Annotated in this window: 18 protein-coding genes; 9 read left to right on the top strand and 9 right to left on the bottom strand. The window is 72.5% G+C overall.

Annotated features, from left to right (window positions below):
• On the top strand, window positions 1-1,989 hold the full coding sequence (locus AMK22_RS15395) for an APC family permease (RefSeq protein ID WP_073785382.1): 1,989 nt from the start codon (window positions 1-3) through the stop codon (window positions 1,987-1,989).
• A 69-nt stretch (window positions 1,990-2,058) separates the two neighbouring features.
• Here the strand turns inward: AMK22_RS15395 and AMK22_RS15400 are convergent, their stop codons facing one another.
• The gene (locus tag AMK22_RS15400) at window positions 2,059-2,463 is read right to left on the bottom strand and encodes a winged helix-turn-helix transcriptional regulator (RefSeq protein WP_073785384.1); all 405 of its coding nucleotides are present in this window, start codon (window positions 2,461-2,463) and stop codon (window positions 2,059-2,061) included.
• 172 nt (window positions 2,464-2,635) lie between these two features.
• Between AMK22_RS15400 and AMK22_RS15405 the strand changes: the two genes are divergently transcribed.
• The 5 genes from AMK22_RS15405 to AMK22_RS15425 all read left to right on the top strand — a co-directional run bounded on the left by AMK22_RS15405 (window position 2,636) and on the right by AMK22_RS15425 (window position 7,970).
• The gene (locus AMK22_RS15405) at window positions 2,636-3,538 is read left to right on the top strand and encodes an SDR family oxidoreductase (RefSeq protein ID WP_073785386.1); all 903 of its coding nucleotides are present in this window, start codon (window positions 2,636-2,638) and stop codon (window positions 3,536-3,538) included.
• 112 nt (window positions 3,539-3,650) lie between these two features.
• Window positions 3,651-4,700 carry an EamA family transporter RarD gene (gene rarD / locus AMK22_RS15410; protein WP_073785388.1) on the top strand — a complete coding sequence of 350 codons (1,050 nt, stop codon included), beginning with the start codon at window positions 3,651-3,653 and terminating at the stop codon, window positions 4,698-4,700.
• 96 nt (window positions 4,701-4,796) lie between these two features.
• Window positions 4,797-6,398, top strand: a complete 1,602-nt coding sequence (locus AMK22_RS15415) for an FAD-dependent monooxygenase (protein WP_073785390.1) — start codon at window positions 4,797-4,799, stop codon at window positions 6,396-6,398.
• 120 nt (window positions 6,399-6,518) lie between these two features.
• Complete coding sequence (locus AMK22_RS38375) at window positions 6,519-7,049, top strand: hypothetical protein (RefSeq protein ID WP_143203566.1); 531 nt, start codon at window positions 6,519-6,521, stop codon at window positions 7,047-7,049.
• Window positions 7,050-7,193: 144 nt separating this feature from the next.
• Entirely contained in the window at window positions 7,194-7,970 is a 777-nt protein-coding gene (locus AMK22_RS15425; RefSeq protein WP_073785394.1) for an HAD hydrolase family protein, read from the top strand.
• A 116-nt stretch (window positions 7,971-8,086) separates the two neighbouring features.
• Here the strand turns inward: AMK22_RS15425 and AMK22_RS15430 are convergent, their stop codons facing one another.
• The 3 genes from AMK22_RS15430 to AMK22_RS15440 form a co-directional block, all read right to left on the bottom strand.
• On the bottom strand, window positions 8,087-8,704 hold the full coding sequence (locus tag AMK22_RS15430) for a CGNR zinc finger domain-containing protein (RefSeq protein ID WP_073785396.1): 618 nt from the start codon (window positions 8,702-8,704) through the stop codon (window positions 8,087-8,089).
• Window positions 8,705-8,837: 133 nt separating this feature from the next.
• Window positions 8,838-9,233, bottom strand: a complete 396-nt coding sequence (locus AMK22_RS15435) for a VOC family protein (RefSeq protein ID WP_242433986.1) — start codon at window positions 9,231-9,233, stop codon at window positions 8,838-8,840.
• Between the two features lie 16 nt (window positions 9,234-9,249).
• On the bottom strand, window positions 9,250-10,236 hold the full coding sequence (locus AMK22_RS15440; protein ID WP_073785400.1) for a nitroreductase/quinone reductase family protein: 987 nt from the start codon (window positions 10,234-10,236) through the stop codon (window positions 9,250-9,252).
• A gap of 396 nt (window positions 10,237-10,632) precedes the next feature.
• On the opposite strand from AMK22_RS15440, the gene AMK22_RS15445 reads away from it, so the two are divergent.
• Window positions 10,633-11,448: an HAD family hydrolase gene (locus AMK22_RS15445; RefSeq protein WP_073785402.1), complete on the top strand. Its 816-nt coding sequence runs from the start codon at window positions 10,633-10,635 to the stop codon at window positions 11,446-11,448.
• A gap of 64 nt (window positions 11,449-11,512) precedes the next feature.
• On the opposite strand, the gene AMK22_RS15450 is transcribed toward AMK22_RS15445, so the two are convergent.
• The 5 genes from AMK22_RS15450 to AMK22_RS15470 form a co-directional block, all read right to left on the bottom strand.
• Window positions 11,513-12,133 carry a TetR/AcrR family transcriptional regulator gene (locus AMK22_RS15450; protein ID WP_073785404.1) on the bottom strand — a complete coding sequence of 207 codons (621 nt, stop codon included), beginning with the start codon at window positions 12,131-12,133 and terminating at the stop codon, window positions 11,513-11,515.
• 222 nt (window positions 12,134-12,355) lie between these two features.
• Window positions 12,356-13,231 (bottom strand): ABC transporter permease, encoded by an 876-nt coding sequence (locus AMK22_RS15455; RefSeq protein WP_073785674.1) that lies wholly within the window; start codon window positions 13,229-13,231, stop codon window positions 12,356-12,358.
• A gap of 85 nt (window positions 13,232-13,316) precedes the next feature.
• Window positions 13,317-14,282, bottom strand: coding sequence for an ABC transporter ATP-binding protein (locus tag AMK22_RS15460; protein ID WP_073785406.1), 966 nt, complete (start codon window positions 14,280-14,282; stop codon window positions 13,317-13,319).
• Window positions 14,283-14,457: 175 nt separating this feature from the next.
• Window positions 14,458-15,759: a LolA family protein gene (locus tag AMK22_RS15465; protein WP_073785408.1), complete on the bottom strand. Its 1,302-nt coding sequence runs from the start codon at window positions 15,757-15,759 to the stop codon at window positions 14,458-14,460.
• A gap of 360 nt (window positions 15,760-16,119) precedes the next feature.
• Window positions 16,120-17,127, bottom strand: a complete 1,008-nt coding sequence (locus AMK22_RS15470; RefSeq protein WP_073785410.1) for a polyprenyl synthetase family protein — start codon at window positions 17,125-17,127, stop codon at window positions 16,120-16,122.
• Window positions 17,128-17,283: 156 nt separating this feature from the next.
• Between AMK22_RS15470 and AMK22_RS15475 the strand changes: the two genes are divergently transcribed.
• Both AMK22_RS15475 and AMK22_RS15480 read left to right on the top strand, forming a co-directional pair.
• Entirely contained in the window at window positions 17,284-18,783 is a 1,500-nt protein-coding gene (locus AMK22_RS15475; RefSeq protein ID WP_073785412.1) for a peptide MFS transporter, read from the top strand.
• A gap of 89 nt (window positions 18,784-18,872) precedes the next feature.
• Window positions 18,873-20,870: a CocE/NonD family hydrolase gene (locus AMK22_RS15480; RefSeq protein ID WP_073785414.1), complete on the top strand. Its 1,998-nt coding sequence runs from the start codon at window positions 18,873-18,875 to the stop codon at window positions 20,868-20,870.
• The last annotated feature ends 79 nt before the right edge of the window (window positions 20,871-20,949 follow it).

Below are 20,949 nucleotides of genomic sequence, written 5' to 3' on the forward strand. Positions count from 1 at the left end.
ATGACCTCGGACCGTCCGGCCTACGACCGTCGTCCCACGTTCGACCGTCCCGCGTACCGCATCAAGCGGCGTCTGCTCGGCCGACCGCTCACCACCGAGCGCATCGGCGAGGAGAAGCTGAACAACCGGACGGCGCTCGGGGTGCTCGCCTCCGACTGCATCAGTTCGTCCGCGTACGGCTCCGAGGAGATGCTCCGGGTCCTCGTGCCCGTCGTCGGCGCGGCCGCGTTCACCCTGCTCATGCCGGTGACCGGCGCGATCCTGTTCGTTCTGGTGCTGCTGACGCTCTGTTACAGCGATGTCGTGATGATCTACACCCGTGCGGGTGGTTCGTACGTCGTCGCGCGGGAGAACTTCGGGCCGGACGTGGCGCAGATCGCCGCCGTGGCCCTGCTCGTCGACTACATCGTCACCGTCGCCGTGCAGGTCTCGGCCGGCACCAACGCCCTGATCTCGCTCGCCCATCTGGTCGGCAACGGCTTCACCGGCCTGAACCACCTCCAACTGCCGGTGTCCGTCGCCGTGATCGTGATCCTGGCGTACGGAAACCTGCGCGGGGTCCGGGAGGCGGGCCGGGCCTTCGCGCTGCCCGCCTATCTCTTCATGGCGGCGGTAGGTCTGATCCTGCTGGTCGGAACGGTGCGCGGGCTCACGGGCGGACTGCCGCACGCCGATCTGCGCGCCGAGGGCGTGGTGCCGGTCGGTACCCCGGGCGACGGCTGGCTGTACGGGACCTCGCTCTTCATCGTGCTGCGCTCGTTCGCCAACGGGGGTTCGTCGCTGACCGGGCTGGAGGCGATCTCCAACGGCATCTCCACCTTCCGCGAACCGCAGGGCCGCAACGCCCGCCGCACCCTGATCGCCATGAGCCTGATCCTGGGCGTCCTCGTGCTGGGGGTGTCCACGATGGCGCACTTCACCCATGCCGTGCCGTACGTGGACGGCACGCCGACCGTCATCGCGCAGGAGGCCCATCTGGCGTTCGGCGACGGACCGCTGGGCACGGCCGGGCTGGTCTTCGTGCAGCTGGCGACCGCGCTGGTGCTGTACACCGGCGCCAACACCCCGTTCACCGGCTTCCCGTACCTCGCCAGTTTCGTCGCCAAGGACCGGTTCCTGCCCCGGCAGCTGACCCGGCGCGGGCACCGGCTGGCGTTCTCCAACGGCATCATCTCGCTGGCCGTGGTCTCGCTCGCGCTGTTGCTGGTCACCGGCGCCAGCGTGGACCGGCTGGTGGCGCTGTACGCGATCGGCGTGTTCACCGCGTTCACCATGGCCGGGTCCGGACTCACCGCGCACCACCTGCGCCGTCGCGAGCCGTACCGGCGGCTGAAGATCGCCGTCAACGCCATGGCCGCAGGCGTTTCGGCCGCGGTGGTGCTGATCTTCGCGATCACCAAGTTCACCGAGGGCGCCTGGCTGGTCGTGATCGTCTTCCCGCTGGGGGTGTGGGCGCTGATGCGGATCAACCGCGAGTACCGGCGCGAGGCGGCCGCGTTGCAGAACTTCCCGCCCCCGGGCATCGGCCGGGGGCGGTACCGCCGCCATCTGGTCCTGGTCCTCGTCGAGTCGCTGGACCTGGCGACGCTGAAGGCGCTGCGGTACGCCCGTGAGCTGCGCCCGGACGAGATCCGGGCGGTGCATTTCGCGATCGACGAGGCGTACGGCCGGCGGCTGGCCACCCGGTGGGGCGCGACGTCCGCCACCTCCGTGCCGCTGGAGCTGGTGGCGTGCCCGGACCGGCGGCTGCGGCACGCGATGCTGCAGCTCGCCTCCCGCACCACGGAGGACGGGCAGACCTGGCTGACGGTGCTGGTGCCCCGGCGGACGTACCGCAACGTACTGGGCAAGCTGCTGCACCGGGGCACGGGCGAGCAGATGGCGAAGGCCCTGGCGCGGCTGCCGCACGTGGCGGTGACGATCCTGCCGTTCGATGTGTCGTGGGCGCTGCGGCAGTTGGAGGAGGGGCGCGCATCGCGGCCGGACTGACGAACGACGACCGCGCGGAGCGGCCGGGGCGCGGGGAGAAAGCGGCGAGCCCGTTCGCCCCCGGGGCCGCTACCCCTCGTGGGCCTTCCGCCGGTCGTACGTCTCGCGCGCCGACTGCACCGCGTCCAGGCTGCGTTCCGTCCAGCGGGCCAGCGCCCACACCTGCCCGGCGGCCTCCCGGCCCAGCAGGGTGAGCGAGTAGTCCACCCGGGGCGGGATCACCGGCTTCGCGTCCCGGTGCACGAAGCCGTCGCGCTCCAGCGTCTGGAGGGTCTGGGCCAGCATCTTCTCGCTGACCCCGCCGACCTGGCGGCGCAGCTCGCTGAAGCGGTACGAACGCTCCAGCAGGGCGGCGAGCACCAGCACCCCCCAGCGGCTGGTGACGTGTTCGAGCACCAGCCGGGAGGGGCACATCGGCCGGTTCACATCGGGTCTGCGGTCCTCGGGCCTGGAGTCCACGGCGCTCACACTCATGTCAGTACCTTACTTCAAAGTGGGCACTTTCCATTAGTTAGTACCCCTCTTAGGGTGAGCCGAAGAGTCCGGACGCAGAAAGGCCCGGACGTCGGGGAGCACGGACCGGGACCAGCGCCGCCGAAGGCTCCGAAAGCGCGGAAGCACCGAAAGCAGAAAGCAGAGAATCCTCATGAGCATCGTTGTCACCGGAGCCACCGGAGAGCTCGGCCGCCTCGTCGTCGACCGGCTGCTCACCACCGTCCCCGCCGGCGAGATCGCCGCCGTCGTCCGGAACGAGGAGAAGGCGGCCCCGCTCGCCGCCCTCGGCGTCGGGATCCGGGTCGCCGACTACGACCGCCCCGAGACCCTGAAGGACGCGTTCCGGGCCGGTGACCGCGTCCTGCTCATCTCCGGCAGCGAGGTCGGCAGGCGCGTGCCGCAGCACACCGCCGTGATCGGGGCGGCCAAGGCGGCGGGGGTGGCCCAGCTCGCGTACACCGGCATCCTGGGCGGCCCCGACGCCGACTTCGAGCTGGCCGCCGAGCACAAGGTCACCGAGCGCCTGATCCTCGACTCCGGGCTGCCGTACACCTTCCTGCGCAACGGCTGGTACACCGAGAACTACACCGCCCACCTCGGGCCCGTCCTGGAGCACGGTGCGGTCGTGGCCAACGCGGGCGACGGGCGGGTCGCCTCCGCCGCCCGCGCCGACTACGCCGCCGCCGCGGCGGCGGTCCTCACCGGCGAGGGCCACATCGGCGCGGCGTACGAGCTGAGCGGCGACGTCGCCTGGTCGTTCGCCGAGTACGCGGAGCAGGTCGCGAAGGCCACCGGCAAGGAGATCGTGTACCGGCACGTCCCGGCCGCCACGCACCAGGAGATCCTGGTCGGCGCCGGTGTCCCCGAGCCCTTCGCGGCGATCCTCGTCGACGTCGACGCCGCGATCGGGCGCGGGCTGCTCGCCGGTGCGGGCGGCGACCTGGCCCGGCTGATCGGCCGCCCGACGACGCCTCTCGCCGAGACGATCGCCGCGGCGGTCGCAGGGACGGACAGCACGGCGGTCGCCGCGGCGGTCGCCGGGCCCGGGGCGTAACCCCACCCACCGGGCAGAGACCCCTGTGTCATGGCCGTATCGTCATACGGTCATGACACAGGGCGTCCGGCGGCGATACCGTCGTGCGGTCGGTGCAGCGCCCGACCCAGACATGCCGGGAGGAGCCGTGAGGTCGGTGGGGTCCATAGGGTCCGCGGGGTCCACGAAGGGAACGAACGAACAACGGGCCGGACTGCTGTCCGGCGTCGGCGCCTACGGACTGTGGGGCATCGTCCCGCTGTTCTGGCCGCTGCTGAAGCCCGCGGGCGCGATCGAGATCCTCGCCCACCGCATGGTCTGGTCCCTCGGGGTCGTCGGCATCGCGCTGCTGGTGCTGCGCCGCTGGTCCTGGATCGGCGCGCTGGTACGCCGGCCGCGGAAGCTCGGCCTGATCACGGTCGCGGCGGCCGTGATCACGGTCAACTGGGGCCTCTACATCTGGGCCGTGAACAACGGCCATGTCGTCGAGGCGTCGCTGGGCTACTTCATCAACCCTCTGGTCACCATCGCCATGGGCGTCCTGCTGCTCGGCGAACGACTGCGCCCGGCACAGTGGGTGGCGGTCGCCACCGGGGTCGCGGCGGTGCTGGTGCTGGCGATCGGCTACGGGCGGCCGCCGTGGATCTCGTTGACGCTGGCGTTCTCCTTCGCGACGTACGGCCTGGTGAAGAAGAAGGTCGCCATGGGCGGGCTGGAATCGCTCGCCGCCGAGACCGCCGTGCTGTTCCTGCCCGCCCTCGGCTATCTGCTCTGGCTGGGCGCGCGCGGCGAGTCGACGTTCGGCTCCGAGGGGCCCGGCCACGCGGCGCTGCTGGCCGCGACCGGTGTCGTCACGGCCACACCGCTCGTCCTGTTCGGGGCGGCGGCGATCCGCGTGCCGCTGTCCACGCTGGGCCTGTTGCAGTACCTGGCGCCGGTGTTCCAGTTCGTGCTGGGCATCCTGTACTTCCACGAGGAGATGCCGCCGGAGCGATGGGCCGGGTTCGCCCTGGTCTGGCTGGCCCTCACCCTGCTGACATGGGACGCCCTCCGGACGGCGCGGCGGACGAGGGCCGAGGCGGCCCGGACCCTGGCGGCGCGGACGGCGGCACAGCCCTCCCCCTCGGTACCGCCGTCGGCCGGGGACCCCGCCCCGCCCTCCGCCACGACCCCGGCACCATGACCGTGACCGGGTGACACAAAGGTTACTCGGTCGCTTTTTTAACTCGGTTACGTTTTGCTGGGCACCACCCACGAAACCCCTGACCGAGGAGCCCGCATGTCCCCAGCCGCACCCGTCACCCAGGTACTGATCGTCGGTTCGGGCCCGACCGGCCTGATCCTCGCCTGCGATCTGGCCCGTCGCTCCGTCGACGTACGGATCATCGACAGGTCGCCGGACTTCCCGCGCAGTTCACGGGCGAAGGGCCCCAACCCCCGCTCCCTGGAGGTGCTGGCGGACCTGGGGGTGGTGGACCGGGTGCTGGCGGCCGGTTCGGCGCCGCTGCCGATGCGCAAGTACCGGAACGGGCTGCCGGTCGCCGACGCCGACCCGTACGGGGCGTCGCGTCCGGCGCCCGACACCCCGTACGACCGTCCGCGGCTCATCGCCCAGTGGCGGCTGGAGGAGATCCTCCGTGACCGCCTCGCGGAGTACGGCGTCCGCGTGGAACTCGGTTCGGAGGCGGTCGGGCTGACCCGGCACGCCGACTCGGTGACCGTCGGGCTCGCCAACGGCCGGAGCATCGGGGCGCGTTACGTGGTGGGCTGCGACGGCGGCCACAGCCCGGTGCGCAAGATGCTGGGCGTCACGTTCGAGGGGAGGACGGCCGAGGACCGGATGATGGTCTGCGGGGACGTCACGGTGGACGGTCTGGACCGCGGCATCTGGCACCAGTGGTTCGACGAGGACGGCGCCGTGATGCTGTGCCCGATCCCGGGCACGCGATCGGGCTGGTGGTTCCAGGCGGGTCCGGAGCGGGACGCGGCGGGCGCCCCCGTACCGCCCTCGCTGGAGAGCTTCCGCCGGCTCCTCACCAAGCACACCGGGCTGCCGGGCGACCGCATGTCGCGGGCGGAGCTGCTGTCCACGTACCGGGTCAACGAGCGCATGGCCGACCGCTACCGGGTGGGCCTGGTGCTGCTGGCCGGGGACGCCGCACACGTGTATTCCGTCGCGGGCGGGCTAGGCATGAACACCGGGATCCAGGACGCGTTCAACCTGGGCTGGAAGCTCGCCCTGGTCGTCGCCGGGCGGGCGGCCCCCGGTCTGCTGGACACGTACGAGGAGGAGCGGCTGCCGGTGGCGGCGTGGACGCTGGGCCTGACGGCCGAGCAGTTGCGGACCGTGCTCGACGCGGTCAAGGAGCCGGGCGGCGGTCTGGACACGGTGGTCACCGCGAAGACCATGGGGCTGGGGCCGGACGGCGGCTACCCCTGGAGTCCGCTGTCCCGCGACACCCGCCGCACCGCGCACTCCCCCGTGGACCCGGCCACCGGACCGGCCACCGGCCCACGGGCGGGCGACCGGGCCCCGGACGCCCCCTGCCTCGACAGCACGACGGGTGCGCCGACGCGCCTCTTCGAGGTTTTCGCGGGGCCGCACTTCACCCTGCTGGGCTTCGGTCCCGGTACGGCGCAGGCGCTGCGCGCGGCGGAGGCGGACCACGGCGACCTGCTGCGGGCGACCGGGGTGGACGCGGGAGCAGGGCACGGCCTGAACGACGTGGCGGGCCACGCCCGTTCGGCGTACGGCGTCGAACGCGACACCCTCGTCCTGGTGCGCCCGGACAACCACATAGGGCTGATCGCGCCCGCGGAGGACGGCCGGGCCGTCGGCGACTACCTGGACCGCGTCGTCGGCGCCGGACCGGACGCCTGAACCGCCGGGGCGGGCCTACTGCATTCCGCACAGTGTTCCGTACGGCATTCAGGCGGGGTTTGACGGCGTCACGGTGAGGCATCGCTGAACTACCAACCGTTTATATTCTTCTGACATGCCATGAGCCGATCCACGCGCATGTCCGGGGCCGTCCGCGTGCTCCTGCGTACCGTCGTCGCGACCGTGTCCACGCTGTCGTTCCTCGTCGGCCAAGCCTCGCCCACGGCGCACGCGGCCGACGCCGCGGAGCGCGCCCGGCCGTCCGGCCACGAACCGGGCGGTCCGGGTCCCCGCTTCCAGGACGGCCGCTCGCACCACGCCCGGACGCCGGGGAACCGGACGGCCTCCCCGGCGCCCGCGCTCGTCGCCGACCCCGCGCATCCCCGCTTCGCCGCCGCGTACGCCGACGGCCCGATGAGCACCGGCGTGCTCGCGGCGGACGACGGGGAGGCCCCGCGAGGCTCCGGGGTCCCGAGCATCCCGACGTCCGTGGCCGGGGACGGGGGCCACCTGGTGCCGAGCGCCTCGGGAGCCGGTCACCCCGGGCTCTCCCACGCGGGTCTCGCGTTCACCACGGCCGGTCTCCTGGCCGTCGCCTGGGCCGTCGGGGGTGGCGGCCTCCGCACGGTGCGGCGCGGCGACCGGGGCTGAGCGGCGCCCGACGGGGGCGGGGGCGTGAAAGCGGTCGGCGGCCGTCCGGTCGGTCCGGGGGCCGGGCGCGAGCACCGGGCGCACCACGCCCGCTCCCCCAAGGGCTGTCCCCGTACGACCCGAGCGCCCCCATACAATCCGACGATGCTCAATCTTCGCGCCCGCACCGTGGTCTTCGACATCGATGGCACGCTCTGCTTCGACGGACGGACGATCGACGACCGGATACTCTCGGCGATCGACGCGTGCGAACGCGTCGGCCACCACGTGGTCTTCGCGTCCGCCCGCCCCGTTCGCGATCTGCTGCCCGTACTCGACGGAGCGTTCCCGTCCGCCACGCTGATCGGCGGGAACGGGAGCCTCGTCTCGGTCGACGGCCGGGTGCGGGCCCGGGCCGCGTTCGATCCCACCGGGCTCGGCGCGCTGCTGGAGGCGGTCGAGCGGTACAAGGGCACCTATCTCGCCGACGGCCCCTGGGACTACGCCTACACCGGGCCCGCGGACCACCCGATCCGCAGCCGTGTCGACCAGGGCGACCTGGCGAGCAGGGTGGACCTCGCAGAGCTTCCCGAGGTCGTGAAGTTCCTTGTCGTCGGCGCGTCGGACATGGCGGAACTCGCCGAGGCCGGCCGCGGGCTCGGACTGACGGTCAATCATCACCTCGACGAGGCGATCGTCGACATCGGCCCCGGGTCGACGACGAAGTGGGAAGCCCTGACCTCGCTGGGGATCGACGAGTACGTGGCGTTCGGCAACGACATCAACGACCTCGATCTCCTGCGGAACGCGGAGCGAGCGGTACGGGTCGGCGCGCACCCGAGCCTGGACGACGTCGCTCATGTGACCGTCCCGGCCGACCCGGAGGCGGTCGCGGCCGAGATCTCCCTGCTGGCACGGACCTCCCCGACCGACGCCCGGTGAGCCGCACGCGGGTCGCCCGGTGAGCCGCACCTCGGCGTGAGCCGCATTCGTTCGGCGTGATCCGTGCCGCTCGGTCGGCGAGCCGTGCCGGCCGGGCACGGCGCCGACGCGGCCCCTCAGCCGGTGGCGGCGTGCCGGGCGCGGTGGGCGCGTACCTTGTGGAGGTTTCCGCAGCGTTCCATCGCGCACCAGCGCCGTCGGCCCGGGCGCGAGGTGTCGACGAAGACCAATGCGCACCGGTCCGATCCGCATTCGCGCACGCGGTCGGCGTACGGCCCGGTGAACAGCTCCACGGCGTCCCGCGCCACCGTCGACAGCAGGGCTGTTCCGGTCGCGCCCGGGGCCCACGCGAAGGCACCGGACACGGCGTCGACACGAGGGACGAGCGGCGCTTCGGCCGCCGCCGCGTTGACCGTGCCCAGCGCGCCCGGGTCGAGCGGACGGCCGTGCGCGCGGGCGGACGCCAGCTCCCACAGAGCGGCGCGCAGCACGTGGGCCCGGCGCAGTTCCTCCGGGCCCACCTCCGGCGACAGCCCGCCCGGCAGCCGGCATTCGCCCGCCCAGCGCACCAGGTCGGCAGGGGTGCGCAGCACCTCGTACGCCGCGTACCGCGCGCACCCGCCGGTGGGCAGCAGCTCCAGGCACAGGGCGCCGGGATCGAAGCGGTAGGGACGGCCCTCCGGCGTATGGAGAACCAGTCCCGGGGGCTCCTTCGCGGCCTCGGTCACGGTCATGTAACCAGGATAAGCGGTTTCCGCGGGCGGACGGTGTCACCGGTACCGGCTCCCGGGGCGGGCGGGGCCTGCGGCCGGGCCCCGCCGCCCGCCTCGTCCCTGCCCCCGGCCCCGCCTCGCCCCCGGCCCCGGCTCAGTCCGCCGCCGCGTCCTGCGGGTACCAGCGCAGCTCGACCGTGTTGCCGTCCGGATCGCGGACGTACACCGACTGCGCCGTGCCCCGGGCGCCGGAGCGGCTGACCGGGCCCTCCAGCACGGTGAAGGTGCCCGAGTCGATGACCTGCTGCCAGTCCAGCGGCTCGACGACCAGACAGATGTGGTCGACGTTCGACTCGGAGCGCGGCCGCTCCAGCAGATCGATGATCATCGTGGGGCTGACCCGCACCGACGGGAACGGGAACTCACCGGCCCTCCACTCGTCCACCCTCATCGGCTCCAGGCCGAGCGGGCCGCAGTAGAACTCCAGCGCCCGCTCGACGTCCCGCACATTGAGCACCAGATGATCGAAGTCCTTGACTCTTACTCGCACGGCACAACCTCTCGACTCAGCCATTGACATGTGGTTCGGACGGTTCGGTGGGTTCGGTCCGGGCCGGTCCGGCCGCAGGAGCCTCGGGGTCCGCGGGGGCCGGGGCGGGCGGAGGCCAGGGGACCTCGGCCAGCAGGGGCAGGAGCCGCTCCTCCTCGTCGTCCAGATGCGCGTTCAGCTCCACGGACATCCTCTCCAGCTCCGCGCGGAAGCGTGCGGGATCCGCGATGCCGATGCCCGCGAGCAGCGCGACCAGCTCGTCCTGAATGCGCGCGATCGACCGGTGCTCCTCGGCGAGCCGGGCGAACGTGTCGGCCAGGTGCGGGTGGTGGCGGGCGATCCCTGGGAACAGGTGCGCGTCCTCACTGGTGTGGTGGAACCGCAGCGACTGGCAGAACGCCAGGCACCGCTGCCGGATCTGGAGGCCCAGGCCCAAGGACGGCGGTTCACCGGGGCCCTGGTGGGCCGCCCGCGCGGCGAAGTGCGCGTCGGCCTCCGCCCTGACCTGGCGCAACTGGCCCCGCAGCCAGGTGTGCACCTCCATGAGCTTGTCGGCGAGGCTGACGGTCTCCGCGCGTGCCTCCCAGCCCTCGGGTTCGGCGCGCTCCAGGGCAACGACCGGCAGGATCCGGGTGGTACGGGCCTGGTATCCGGCGTACCCGGGCGCCGCGCGCACCACGTGCGCGAACAACGCGTCGCGCCGCGCCCCCTCGGCGGGGACCGCGAGGGCCTCGAACGTACGCGTGCCGAGCTCGACGCGTACCACCGGGTGTGCGAGCAGGTTGTGGTACCAGGCGGGGTGCGACGGGGCCCCCAGGGCGGAGCCGACGACCAACGGCGTGTCGCCGTGACGGACGTAGCCGAGCGGGGTCGTGGTCTCCTTCCCCGACCTCGCGCCGGTGGTCGTCAGCAGGAGCAGGTCGGCGCCCTCGAAGGGGCCACCGACCCTTCCCCCGTTGGCGCGGAACTCGTCGATGACGGACTGGTCGAAAGATGTGGGCATGCGTGTGCTGCCTCTCCGGAAGATGGGGACGGGGCCGCGGCACGGCGGCCCCGGGAACGACTGGACGTGACGTGATGCGCGTGCGGCTCACATCGCGGCGGGAAGACCCCGGAGGGCAGGGAGCGCCCAGGGAGCATGGAGAGCCCGCAGGGCACAAGAAGGCCCGGAGGGCGGAGAACGCCGCGCGGCGGCCGCGCCGCGTCAGAAGGAGGGCACGGAGTACGAACTACTCATGACGCAACCCTTGGATGAAGGGTGTTCGCCCGATCGTCGGCCGGCCCACTGCTCTTTGGCCGACGTCACGCGACACCGGTTTCATTACACGCAGCCCGCCGTCGCCTGTCAACGCGGCATGTGACACCACGGGCGGGCGCGTCGGAGAACGGAGTCCGGACCATGTCCACCCCACCCCCCGCCCATGCCCTCGTCGCCACGGACCTGGACGGCACCCTGCTGCGCCGCGACGACACCGTGAGCCCCCGCACCCGCGCCGCGCTCGCCCTGGCGGCCCGCGCCGGGGCCCGGCACCTCGTGGTCACCGGACGGCCCGTGCCCGGCGTACGGAGGCTCCTCGCCGGGCTGGACTACCGGGGCCCGGTGGTCTGCGGGCAGGGGACCCAGCTGTACGACGCCGGGACGGGGCGGATGATACGCACGGTCACACTGGACCGAACGGCCGCCGACGCCGCGCTGGGAAAGATCGAGGCCCAGGTGGGGCCGGTGTTCGCGGCGGTGGACCAGGACGGCACCGACGGGCGGACGCTGATCGAACCGGGCTACGTGCTGCCGCATCCGTCCCTGCCCGCCCAACGCACCAGCCAGCGCGCCGAGTTGTGGTCCGCGCCCGTCATCAAGGTGCTCGTCCGGCATCCGCGGCTCACCGACGACGAGCTCGCCGGCGCGGCCCGCTCCGCCGTCGGCACTCTCGCCTCCGTCACCCACTCCGGGCCCGGCACGGTCGAACTCCAGCCGTACGGGGTCGACAAGGGAAGCGGCCTCTCACTGGCCGCGCAGTTCCTGGGCGTGGACGCCCGCAGCGCGATCGCCTTCGGGGACATGCCCAACGACCTGCCGATGTTCCGCGCGGCCGGTCACGGCGTCGCCATGGCCGACGCCCACCCGGACCTGCGGGCAGCGGCGGACGAGGTGACGTCGTCGAACGAGGACGACGGGGTCGCCGAGGTGCTTGAGCGGGTGTTCGGCCGGACCTGAACGGGCCGCGCGGCCCGACCGCGGGAACCGGCCCACGGTCCCGCGCCGCCTCCCGCCCCGCCCCTCAGCCGACGCCCTCCGGTACCCCGAACCCGTCCGGTGCCCGCGCCCCCAACGCCCGCAGCACCTGCGTGACCAGGGCCGCGATCGTCTCCTCGTCCGGCACCGGCTTGCGCAGCACGTGGCGGTAGTACACCGGCCCGTACAGCATCTCCACCGCCAGCGGCAGATCGGCGTCGGCCGGGATCTGCCCCTGCGCCTGGGCGCGGCGCAGGCGGGCGACCGCCTCCTCGAAGCGGGGGTCGACCAGCTTCGCCCTGACCGTCTCCGCCAGGCCGTCGTCGTGATGGACCTCGGACAGTATCCCGGCGTACGCGGGGCCGAAGGGCGGCGTGGACAGCAGCCGCACCGCTCCCATCAGGTTGTCCCGCAGGTCGGCGGCGATGTCCCCGGTGTCGATGAACGGCGTGGTGCCGACCAGGGCGTCGGTGAACGCCTCCAGGATCACCGCGCTCTTCGCGGGCCACCAGCGGTAGATCGTCTTCTTGCTGACACCCGCTCTCGCCGCGATCGCCTCGATGGTGACCCGGCCGTACCCCTTCTCCGTGCACAGTTCGAGCGCGGCTTCCAGGATCGCCCGTCGTGATCTCTCGCTGCGGCGCAGTGAACTCGGCGATGTGATCATTCGGTGAGCATAGGTGCGTTCGTACCCACCCTTGTTGACAGTCCGTCGCCACAAGTCGAACAATGCTGAGGCGGAAACGGAACGTGCCGTGTCGCAACGTTCCCGCTGTTCGCACCGTTCGCACCGTTCGCGCCGCGACGAGCCGATCGGGGGACGGCTCGCCCGGCCGACGGTGCGAGGCGGTGTTCCGCGTCCCATGACTCGCACTCGACGCACCATGCGTCAGGACGTGATGTCCTTCGTCGTGAAACGGGCCCAGGCCGCCGAGCCGAACACCATCGCGTACAAGCCCTGAAGCCCCAGGTTCTTGACCAACTCGTCCCAGTAGACGGGTGCGCGCAGCAGGTCGGCGTACGACATCCAGTAGTGCGGGAAGAGATACGGGTGGACGCCGCTCAACTGCGGGATCGTGTCGACGATCTGCACGGTGATCAGCAGGCCCACGGTCGCGGCCATGGCCGCGATCCCGCTTCCGGTGAGGGTCGACACGAACACCCCGAGCGCCGCGAAACCGATCAGCGAGGCCGCGACCGCCAGCGCGATCAGCCCCGCCCTCAGCAGCCCCTCGCCGAAGCCGATCCGGGTCCCCGAGATGGTGGTGACATCGCCGACGGGGAAGAGCAGGGCGCCCGTGGCGAGTGCCGAGAGCGCCACGACCAGGGTCGCTACCAGGCAGAACGTGAGGACGGAGGCGTATTTCGTCAGCAGCAGGCGACTCCGGCCCGCCGGGGCGACCAGCAGATAGCGCAGCGTGCCCGCGCCCGCCTCCCCGGCGACCGAGTCACCCGCGACGACCCCGACGGCCATCGGCAGGAAGACCGGGAGCGTCACGGCGAGGGCGGCGAAGACCAGGAAGAGGCCGTTGTTGGTGACCTGGGAGAGGAACGCGGGCCCTCCCGCGCCGTCGCCCGGCCCGGGCGAGGAACCGTGGCCGGTCTCGATCCGCACCGCGATCCCGATCAGCACGGGAACGGCGGCCAGCACCCCGAGCAGGGCCAGGGTGCGCCATCGGCGGAAGGTGATGGTCAGTTCGGAACGCAGGAGTCCGAGCGTCCACAGCCGCCCGCGCGCCCCGGTGGTCCCGCCCGCCCCGGTCATCCCGGTGGTCCCGGTGGTCCCACCGGCTCCGGTGGTCTTCCCGACCCCGGCGGCCTCGCCCGCTTTGGCGCGTACGGTTCCTGCTTCAGCCCGCGACATCGAATCCCTCTCCGGTGAGTGCGACGAAGGCGTCCTCCAGCGACGCCCGTTCGACGCCGAACGACCGCACGCGCACACCGGCACGCACCAGCGCCGCGTTGAGGTCCGCGAGTTCGACGTCCCCCGGTGGCGCGTCGGCGCTCACCCGCTCGCCGTCGACGGTGATGCCGGTGAGGTCCCGTACCTTCAGGACGCGGGCGGCCTCGTCCGGGTCGGGGGTCGTGACGGCCAGTCGGCCCCGGGCGTCCGCCGCCAGCTCCGCGACCGGGCCCTGCGTGACCAGCCGCCCGCCGGCCATCACCGCGGCATGCGTGCAGACCTGCTCGATCTCGTCGAGGAGGTGGGAGGAGAGGAAGACCGTGGTGCCGTCCGCCGCCAGTTCCCTGACCAGGGTGCGGATCTCGCGCATGCCCTGCGGGTCGAGGCCGTTGGTCGGCTCGTCGAGGACGAGCAGACGGCGCGGCCGGAGCAGGGCGGCCGCGAGACCGAGGCGCTGTTTCATGCCGAGCGAGTACGCCCTGGCCTTCTTCCCCGCCGCCGGGGCCAGACCGACCCGGTCCAGGGCCTGTCCGACCCGGGCCCTGCGGGTGCGCGGATCGGCGGTCGGGTCGGCGGAGTCGTAACGCAGCAGATTGTCCCGGCCGCTCAGGAAGCCGTACGGCGCGGGCCCCTCGATCAGCGCCCCGACCTGCGGAAGCACCGTACGGGCCGCGCCCGGCATGGCCCGGCCGAGCACCTGGGCCGTGCCGGAAGTCGGCTCGATCAGGCCCATCAGCATCCGGATCGTCGTGGTCTTGCCGGAGCCGTTCGGGCCGAGGAAGCCGAAGACGCTGCCCGCGGGGACGGCGAGGTCGAGGCCGTCGACGGCGGGCCTGCCGCCGCCGTAGCGCTTGGTGAGGCCCCGTGTCTCGATGACCGGGCCCGGCTCGGGCGTGTTTCCGGGCCGTGTCATGCGTGCTCCCCTCGGTCGGGCCGACCGGGACCGGCGGACCGGGACCGGACGGCCCCGGCTGTGCGCGCGGGCCCGTGCGGACGGGTCCGGACGTGCGGACGGACCGCCCCGCCGTACGGAGCGTACGACGGGGCGGGGGAACGGCGACGGGGGCGGCGTGCCGCGCCCCGCGGCGTCAGGAGGCGCCGTTGGCCGCCTCGACCAGGGCGGCCGGCGTGACCGCGCCGACGTACACCTTGCCGTTGTCGGTCATCAGCGCGTTGACCAGGCGGGTCTTGAAGACCGTGCCCGAGCCGAACTTGCCGGAGACCTTGTCGCCCAGCGCGTCCAGGAACTGCTGCGCCTCGGGCGGCATGTCGTCGCCCGACGCCTTCGAGGGAAGCCCGGTGCCGCCGGGAACGGTGATCTCGGCGATCGCGTTCCAGCCCTCACCGATGACCTTCGGCTCCTCGAACCCCTCGGCGCCCTCGATCCCGTCGGTGCCCTCGGCACCGGCACCGGGTACGCCGACGCCCGGGAGGAGGCCGAGGCCCTGGGGCCCGTCGGCCTTCCGCTGCGCCTTCGCGTCGTCCGCCTCGGTCACCTCGGCGCCCTTGGGCGGGGTGAACGTGAACGAGGAGGCGGCCGGCTTCGCGAAGTCGACCTGGGTGAACCCGGCGTCGACGATGGCCTTGCCACCGCCGCTCGGCAGCAGGGTGAACTTGAGCGGCACGCCGTTCTTCGCGTCGACCGCGACCGTGACCGAGCCGACCGTGGAACCGCTCTGCTTCGGCTTGACGACCAGCTTGTACGCGTCCCGCCCGGCGACCCGTGCCGTGCCGTCGACCGTCACCGATGTGGTGGGGCCGGCCGCCTTCAGGACCTCTTCGGCGAGCGTCTTCGGCGTGGTCGGCACGGTGGAACCGGGAGCCGGGGCCCGACGCCCGTGCTCGCCCGCAGCGCCGTGCCCGTCCGCCGCGCCGCGCTTCTCCCCGGCGTGGTACGCCTGGTTGCTGCCGCTGTCGTACGCCCAGACCTCGTCGCCGTTGCGGATCAGGCTGTACTCCGCCGCGTTCTCCAGGATGGAGACCCGCTGCCGGTCGGGGCCGTCGGCGGCGATCCGCAGGGTGTGCGTGCCGGACGCCAGCTCCGTCAGCTTCTCCTGCGGGTCGGCGCTCGAACCGCCCTTGCCGCCGGGCGCGCCGCCCTGGGCGAAGGAGCCGGCCAGGCCGCCGAGCGAGGGAAGGCCGAGGTCCGTGCTGATCCGGACCGTGCCGGAGAGCTGCTGGGTGTCCGAAGCGGCGATCTTCTCGATGAGCTGCTGTGCGGTGATCTCCGGCAGATCGGGGTCACCCGTGCTCGCGAGTGCCGGGACCAGCCCGATCGTCGCGGCCGCCACCCCCGCCACAGCGAACGGGACGATGTAGCGTGCCGCCTTGCGGCGGACCGTGGTGTCCGCCGCCCCGCCCTCGGTCGCCGCGTTGTCGTTCGGTGCCATGTATGCCCTACCTCCGTGGTCGGCGGCTTCCGTCCGGATGCCCGCGTCCACTCCGCGCCGCCATTCTCACCCGATTCGTTCAGGAGTGGATGTACTCCATCCGACCAAATCGGCGGCGCGAAGGCGTCAGCCCGGGGGAGCAACTCCGCCTACCTCTTCGGTATGACAGGGCTCGCACCGACCCCACCCGACCCGTAGGGGCAGGCATATGACCAAGGACATACGCGCCCGCGGGCGCGCGGTGCGCCACGGCGCCCGGCACGGGGAAGGCCATGCCCCGGCGCCCGGTGCGCGCCCCGTACGGGCCGTGCCCCGGCGCGCCGTGCATCACCCGTCGCGCGCCCTGTCACATCCCGGCTTTCAGCCGGCGCGGTGCACCACCGCTTCGCACATCTCCGCCAGCGCGGCCTTCGCATAGCAGTCGGGCAGCGGGGACAGCGTCCGGCGTGCCTCCTCCGCGTACCGGACGGTGTCCCGCCGGGCCTGCTCCAGCGCCGGATGGGCGCGCAGCCTGCGCAGCACCTCGGCGTGTCGGGCGTCGTCGCCCAGGTCGCCGTCGAGGAGTTCGACCAGCTCCAGGTCCTCCGGCCTGCCCTCGGCCTCCGCCCGGGCCCGCAGATGGAGCACCGGCAGGGTGGGAATGCCCTCGCGCAGGTCGGTTCCGGGGGTCTTGCCGGACTCGTGGGAGTCGGAGGCGATGTCGAGCACGTCGTCGGCGAGCTGGAAGGCCACGCCGAGCCGCTCCCCGTACTGGGTGAGGATGTCGACGGCCGAATCGTCCGCCCTGGCCATCAGCGCGCCGAACCGGCAGGCCACGGCGATCAGCGAGCCGGTCTTGCCGCGCATCACGTCCAGGTAGTGCTCCACCGGGTCGCGGCCGTCCGGGCCCGCGGTCTCCAGGATCTGGCCGGTGACCAGCCGCTCGAACGCCTCCGCCTGGATGCGCACGGCCTCCGGTCCGAGGTCGGCCAGTATGTGCGACGCACGGGCGAAGAGGAAGTCGCCGGTCAGCACGGCCACCGAATTGCCCCAGCGGCTGTTGGCGCTGTCGACGCCGCGCCGCACGTCCGCCTCGTCCATCACGTCGTCGTGGTAGAGCGTCGCGAGGTGGGTCAGCTCCACGACGACGGCGGCGGGCACCACGCCCGGCGCGTCCGGGTCTCCGAACTGGGCGGCGAGCATCGCCAGCAGTGGCCGGAAACGCTTGCCCCCGGCGCGTACGAGATGCTGCGCGGCCTCCGTGATGAAGGGCACACCGCTCTTGGTGGCATCGAGCAGCCCGGACTCGACAGCAGCCAAACCGGCCTGGACATCGGCCTCAAGAGCGTGGTCCCGCACGCTCAGTCCGAACGGCCCGACGACGGTCACGAGGGGATCTCCTGTCTGCTGACGATCACACGGAATGTCGATGTGTCGCTGCCATCACTCAACTCAGCGTATCCGGTCCCCTTTGGATCAACGTGGGCGGCTTCCCGCCACCGCCGGTATGTTCGGGATCAGCTCATACGATCAGGAGTACTCCCTTTGTCTCGCACGACAACCGATACCGAACCGACTCAGTCCGCGCCCAGCGGCGACCATGCCTTTTTCGGCCAGCCACGGGGGCTGATGACGCTCTCCGGCCTGGAGGTCTGGGAGCGATTCTCGTTCCTGGGCATGCAGGCGATTCTGGTCCTGTACTTCGCGGACACCGTCGCCCGGGGCGGCATGGGCATGGAGGCGGGCACGGCGGCGTCCGTCTCGGCCGCCTACGGCACCCTGGTCTACCTGGTCTCCGTGGCCGGCGGCTGGCTGGCCGACCGGATCCTCGGCTCGTACCGGGCCGTGCTGTACGGCGGGATCCTCATCGCCTGCGGGCATTACGCCATGGCGGTGCCCTCCGACGCCATGACCTGGACCGGCCTCGGTCTGATCAGCGCCGGGACGGGTCTGCTCAAGCCCAATGTGGCGTCCATGGTCGGCAAGCTGTATCGCACCGACGACGAGCGCCGTGACGCCGGGTTCGCCCTGTACTACATGGGCATCAACATCGGCGCGTTCCTGGGCCCGCTGGTCACCGGCTGGCTCGGCGACCACGCGAGCTGGCACTGGGGCTTCTCCGCCGCCGCCGTCGGCATGACGCTCGGCCTGATCCAGTACGTGCTGGGCCGACGTCACCTGATCGGCCGAAAGCACGGCGCCGAATTCGCGCTGGCGCCGCCGGCCATGCGGCGCGCCGTACGGCTGATCGCGGCCGGCGCGGTCGTCGTCGCCGTCCTCGCCACCGCGCTGTCCCTGGCGGGATGGCTCACCATGGGCCGGTTCGTCGACGTGCTCACCCTCGTCTCGGTGATCGCCCCGGTCGTGTACTTCGTGGTGATGTTCCGCAGCCCGCGGGTCACCGCCGAGGAGCGCGGCAGGCTGCGCCCGTACGTGGTGCTGTTCCTGGCCTCCGTCGCCTTCAACTTCATCCTCTTCCAGGCGTACTCGACGATGATGCTGCTCGCGTCGACCAACGCGCGCACCGAGATCCTGGGCTTCCACTTCCCGGCCGGCTGGTACGCCTCCGCGCTCGGCGCCTTCGAGGTCGCGCTCGCCCCGGTGGTCGCTACCGTCTGGGCCCGGATGGGGTCGCGTCAGCCGCACGCCTCCAACAAGATCGCGATAGGCGTGATCCTCGGCGGGCTGTCGTTCCTGGTGATGGTGCTGCCGACGTCCGGCCACTCCGGCGACACGTACCGGATGGCCGCCTGGTGGATCGTCGGCTCGTACCTGCTGCTCGGGCTCGGCGACATCCTGCTGGAGACCTCCGGCATGTCGGCGACCACGAAACTCGCGCCCAAGGCGTTCTCCGGTCAGACGATGGCGCTCTGGTTCCTCTCGCTGGCCCTCGCCAACGGCATCCAGGCCCAGGTCGTGAAGTTGTACGGCGAGGTCTCCACCCCCGCCTACTTCGGTGTCAACGGCGCGATCGCGGTGGTGGCCGGGGTGGCCGTCATCGCCGCCGCCCCCTGGCTCAGGCGCACCATGCACCCCGTCCGCTGACCACCACACGCGCCCCGTGCGCCGACGCACAGACCACGCGCACCCCCGTCCACCGACGCGCCACGCGCCCCGTCGACCGAGGTACCGCCATGCACATCCGCACCACGTTCCCGTACGACACCACCCATGAGGACGTCCATGTCCCGCTGCCGGACGGCACCCGGCTCTACGCCCGGATCTGGCGGCCGGTCACCGACGAGCCGGTCCCCGCGCTCCTCGAGTACCTGCCGTACCGGCTGAGCGACTGGACGGCCCCGCGCGACTGGCAGCGCCACCCCTGGTACGCGGGCCACGGCTACGCCTCCGTCCGGGTGGACGTGCGCGGCCACGGCAACAGCGAGGGGATGCCGGGCGACGAGTACGACTCGACGGAGCTGGCCGACGGCGTCGCCGTCGTCCACTGGCTGGCCCAGCAGGAGTGGTGCTCCGGCCGGGTCGGCATGTTCGGCATCTCCTGGGGCGGGTTCAACTCGCTCCAGATCGCCGCCCTGGCCCCCGAGCCGCTGAAGGCGGTCGTCACCGTCTGCTCGACCGACGACCGCTACGACAACGACGTGCACTACATGGGCGGCTCGGTCCTCGGCGTCGACATGCACGCCTGGGCGGCGACCATGCTGGCCTTCGTCTGCCGGCCCCCGGACCCGGCGCAGGTCGGCGAGGGCTGGAAGGACATGTGGCTGAAGCGGCTGGAGGGCGTCGAGCCGTTCATCCACACCTGGCTGGCGCACCAGACCCGCGACGACTACTGGAAGCACGGCAGCGTCTGCGAGGACTACTCCGCGATCCAGGCCCCCGTCCTCGCGGTGGGCGGCTGGCACGACCCGTACCGCGACACCGTCCTGCGGCTCGTGGAACACCTGCCGCAGGGCCGGGTGCGCGGGCTGATCGGCCCCTGGTCGCACCAGTACCCGGACCGGGGGCTGCCGCCCGGACCGGCGATCGGCTTCCTCCAGGAGACGCTGCGCTGGTGGGACCAGCATCTCAAGGGCGAGGACACCGGTGTCATGGCCGAGCCGCTGCTGCGGTCCTGGATCAGCGAGTCGCACCGGCCCGCCACCACGTACGAGACGCTGCCCGGCCGCTGGGTCGGGGACGGCGTCTGGCCGTCCCCGAACGTGTCGACCGTCGCCTACGCCCTCCGGGGCGGCCCGCAGATCGTCGACTCGCCGCAGCGCACCGGGCTGGACGCGGGACGGTTCTTCCCGTTCGGCAACGACGCCGACCTGCCGCCGGACCAGCGCGACGAGGACGCCGCGTCGGTGTGCTTCGAGTTCCCGGTCGAGGACGCCCCGATCGAGATCCTGGGCCGGCCGCGGGTGAGGCTGCGCCTGCGCATGGACGCGCCGCGCGGGCAGGCGATCGCCCGGCTCTGCGACGTGGCGCCGGACGGCTCGTCCACGCTGGTCACCCGCGGCGCGCTGAACCTCTCCGCCCGGCAGGGCCGCGACCGCGCGGTGGAGTGGCCGGCCGGGGCGACCGAGGACGTGGGCTTCGAGCTGAACGGCATCGGGCACACCTTCCCGCCCGGCCACCGGATCAGGCTCGCGGTCTCCTCCACGTACTGGCCGTGGATCTGGCCGCAGCCGGGGTCGGTGGGCTTCACCCTGGACGCCGACGGCAGCTTCCTCGAACTGCCGGTGCGCCGGCACACCGAGGACCCGGAGATCCGGTTCGAGGAACCGGAACAGTCCCCGCCGCTGGGCGTCGTCCAGCCGGTGCAGCTGGACGGGCGGCAGCGTCCCGAGCGCCTGGTGGTGCGCGACGTCGCCACGGGCGAGTGGCGGCTGGAGGTCGACCCGCGCTACGGCGGCACCCGCGTCTACCCGGACGGCCTGGAGTTCACCGAGGACGCCCTGGAGACGTACACGATCCAGGAGGACGACCCGCTCTCGGCGCGCACCCGTTCCGACTGGTCGATCCGGCTGCACCGGCCCGAGATGGCCTGGGACGTGCGGATCGAGACCCGCTCCGAGATCAGCGCGGACGCCACCGACTTCATCACGTCCGACGAGGTGGTGTGCCGGGACGGCGGCGAGGTCGTCTTCCACCGCACCTGGGAGAAGCGGATCCCGCGCACGGCCGGCTGAGCGCACGGGCCCCGCCGAGTACACGAGCCCTGCCGAGCGCGCGGGCCCGGCGCCGCCGACGAGAGCTTCCGCCGAGCCC

This window comes from Streptomyces sp. CB01580, from assembly GCF_001905795.1.
Taxonomy (GTDB): domain Bacteria; phylum Actinomycetota; class Actinomycetes; order Streptomycetales; family Streptomycetaceae; genus Streptomyces.

Bases quoted from the DNA above. Each gene is read 5' to 3' on its own strand.
- AMK22_RS15465 (WP_073785408.1), bottom strand. From the start codon at position 15,759: ATGGCACCGAACGACAACGCGGCGACCGAGGGCGGGGCGGCGGACACC.
- AMK22_RS15460 (WP_073785406.1), bottom strand. From the start codon at position 14,282: ATGACACGGCCCGGAAACACGCCCGAGCCGGGCCCGGTCATCGAGACA.
- AMK22_RS15450 (WP_073785404.1), bottom strand. From the start codon at position 12,133: ATGATCACATCGCCGAGTTCACTGCGCCGCAGCGAGAGATCACGACGG.
- AMK22_RS15440 (WP_073785400.1), bottom strand. From the start codon at position 10,236: ATGCCCACATCTTTCGACCAGTCCGTCATCGACGAGTTCCGCGCCAAC.
- AMK22_RS15480 (WP_073785414.1), top strand. From the start codon at position 18,873: ATGCACATCCGCACCACGTTCCCGTACGACACCACCCATGAGGACGTC.
- AMK22_RS15395 (WP_073785382.1), top strand. From the start codon at position 1: ATGACCTCGGACCGTCCGGCCTACGACCGTCGTCCCACGTTCGACCGT.
- AMK22_RS15455 (WP_073785674.1), bottom strand. From the start codon at position 13,231: ATGACCGGGGCGGGCGGGACCACCGGGGCGCGCGGGCGGCTGTGGACG.
- AMK22_RS15430 (WP_073785396.1), bottom strand. From the start codon at position 8,704: ATGACCGTGACCGAGGCCGCGAAGGAGCCCCCGGGACTGGTTCTCCAT.
- rarD (WP_073785388.1), top strand. From the start codon at position 3,651: ATGCCGGGAGGAGCCGTGAGGTCGGTGGGGTCCATAGGGTCCGCGGGG.
- AMK22_RS15400 (WP_073785384.1), bottom strand. From the start codon at position 2,463: ATGAGTGTGAGCGCCGTGGACTCCAGGCCCGAGGACCGCAGACCCGAT.
- AMK22_RS38375 (WP_143203566.1), top strand. From the start codon at position 6,519: ATGAGCCGATCCACGCGCATGTCCGGGGCCGTCCGCGTGCTCCTGCGT.
- AMK22_RS15405 (WP_073785386.1), top strand. From the start codon at position 2,636: ATGAGCATCGTTGTCACCGGAGCCACCGGAGAGCTCGGCCGCCTCGTC.
- AMK22_RS15425 (WP_073785394.1), top strand. From the start codon at position 7,194: ATGCTCAATCTTCGCGCCCGCACCGTGGTCTTCGACATCGATGGCACG.
- AMK22_RS15415 (WP_073785390.1), top strand. From the start codon at position 4,797: ATGTCCCCAGCCGCACCCGTCACCCAGGTACTGATCGTCGGTTCGGGC.
- AMK22_RS15445 (WP_073785402.1), top strand. From the start codon at position 10,633: ATGTCCACCCCACCCCCCGCCCATGCCCTCGTCGCCACGGACCTGGAC.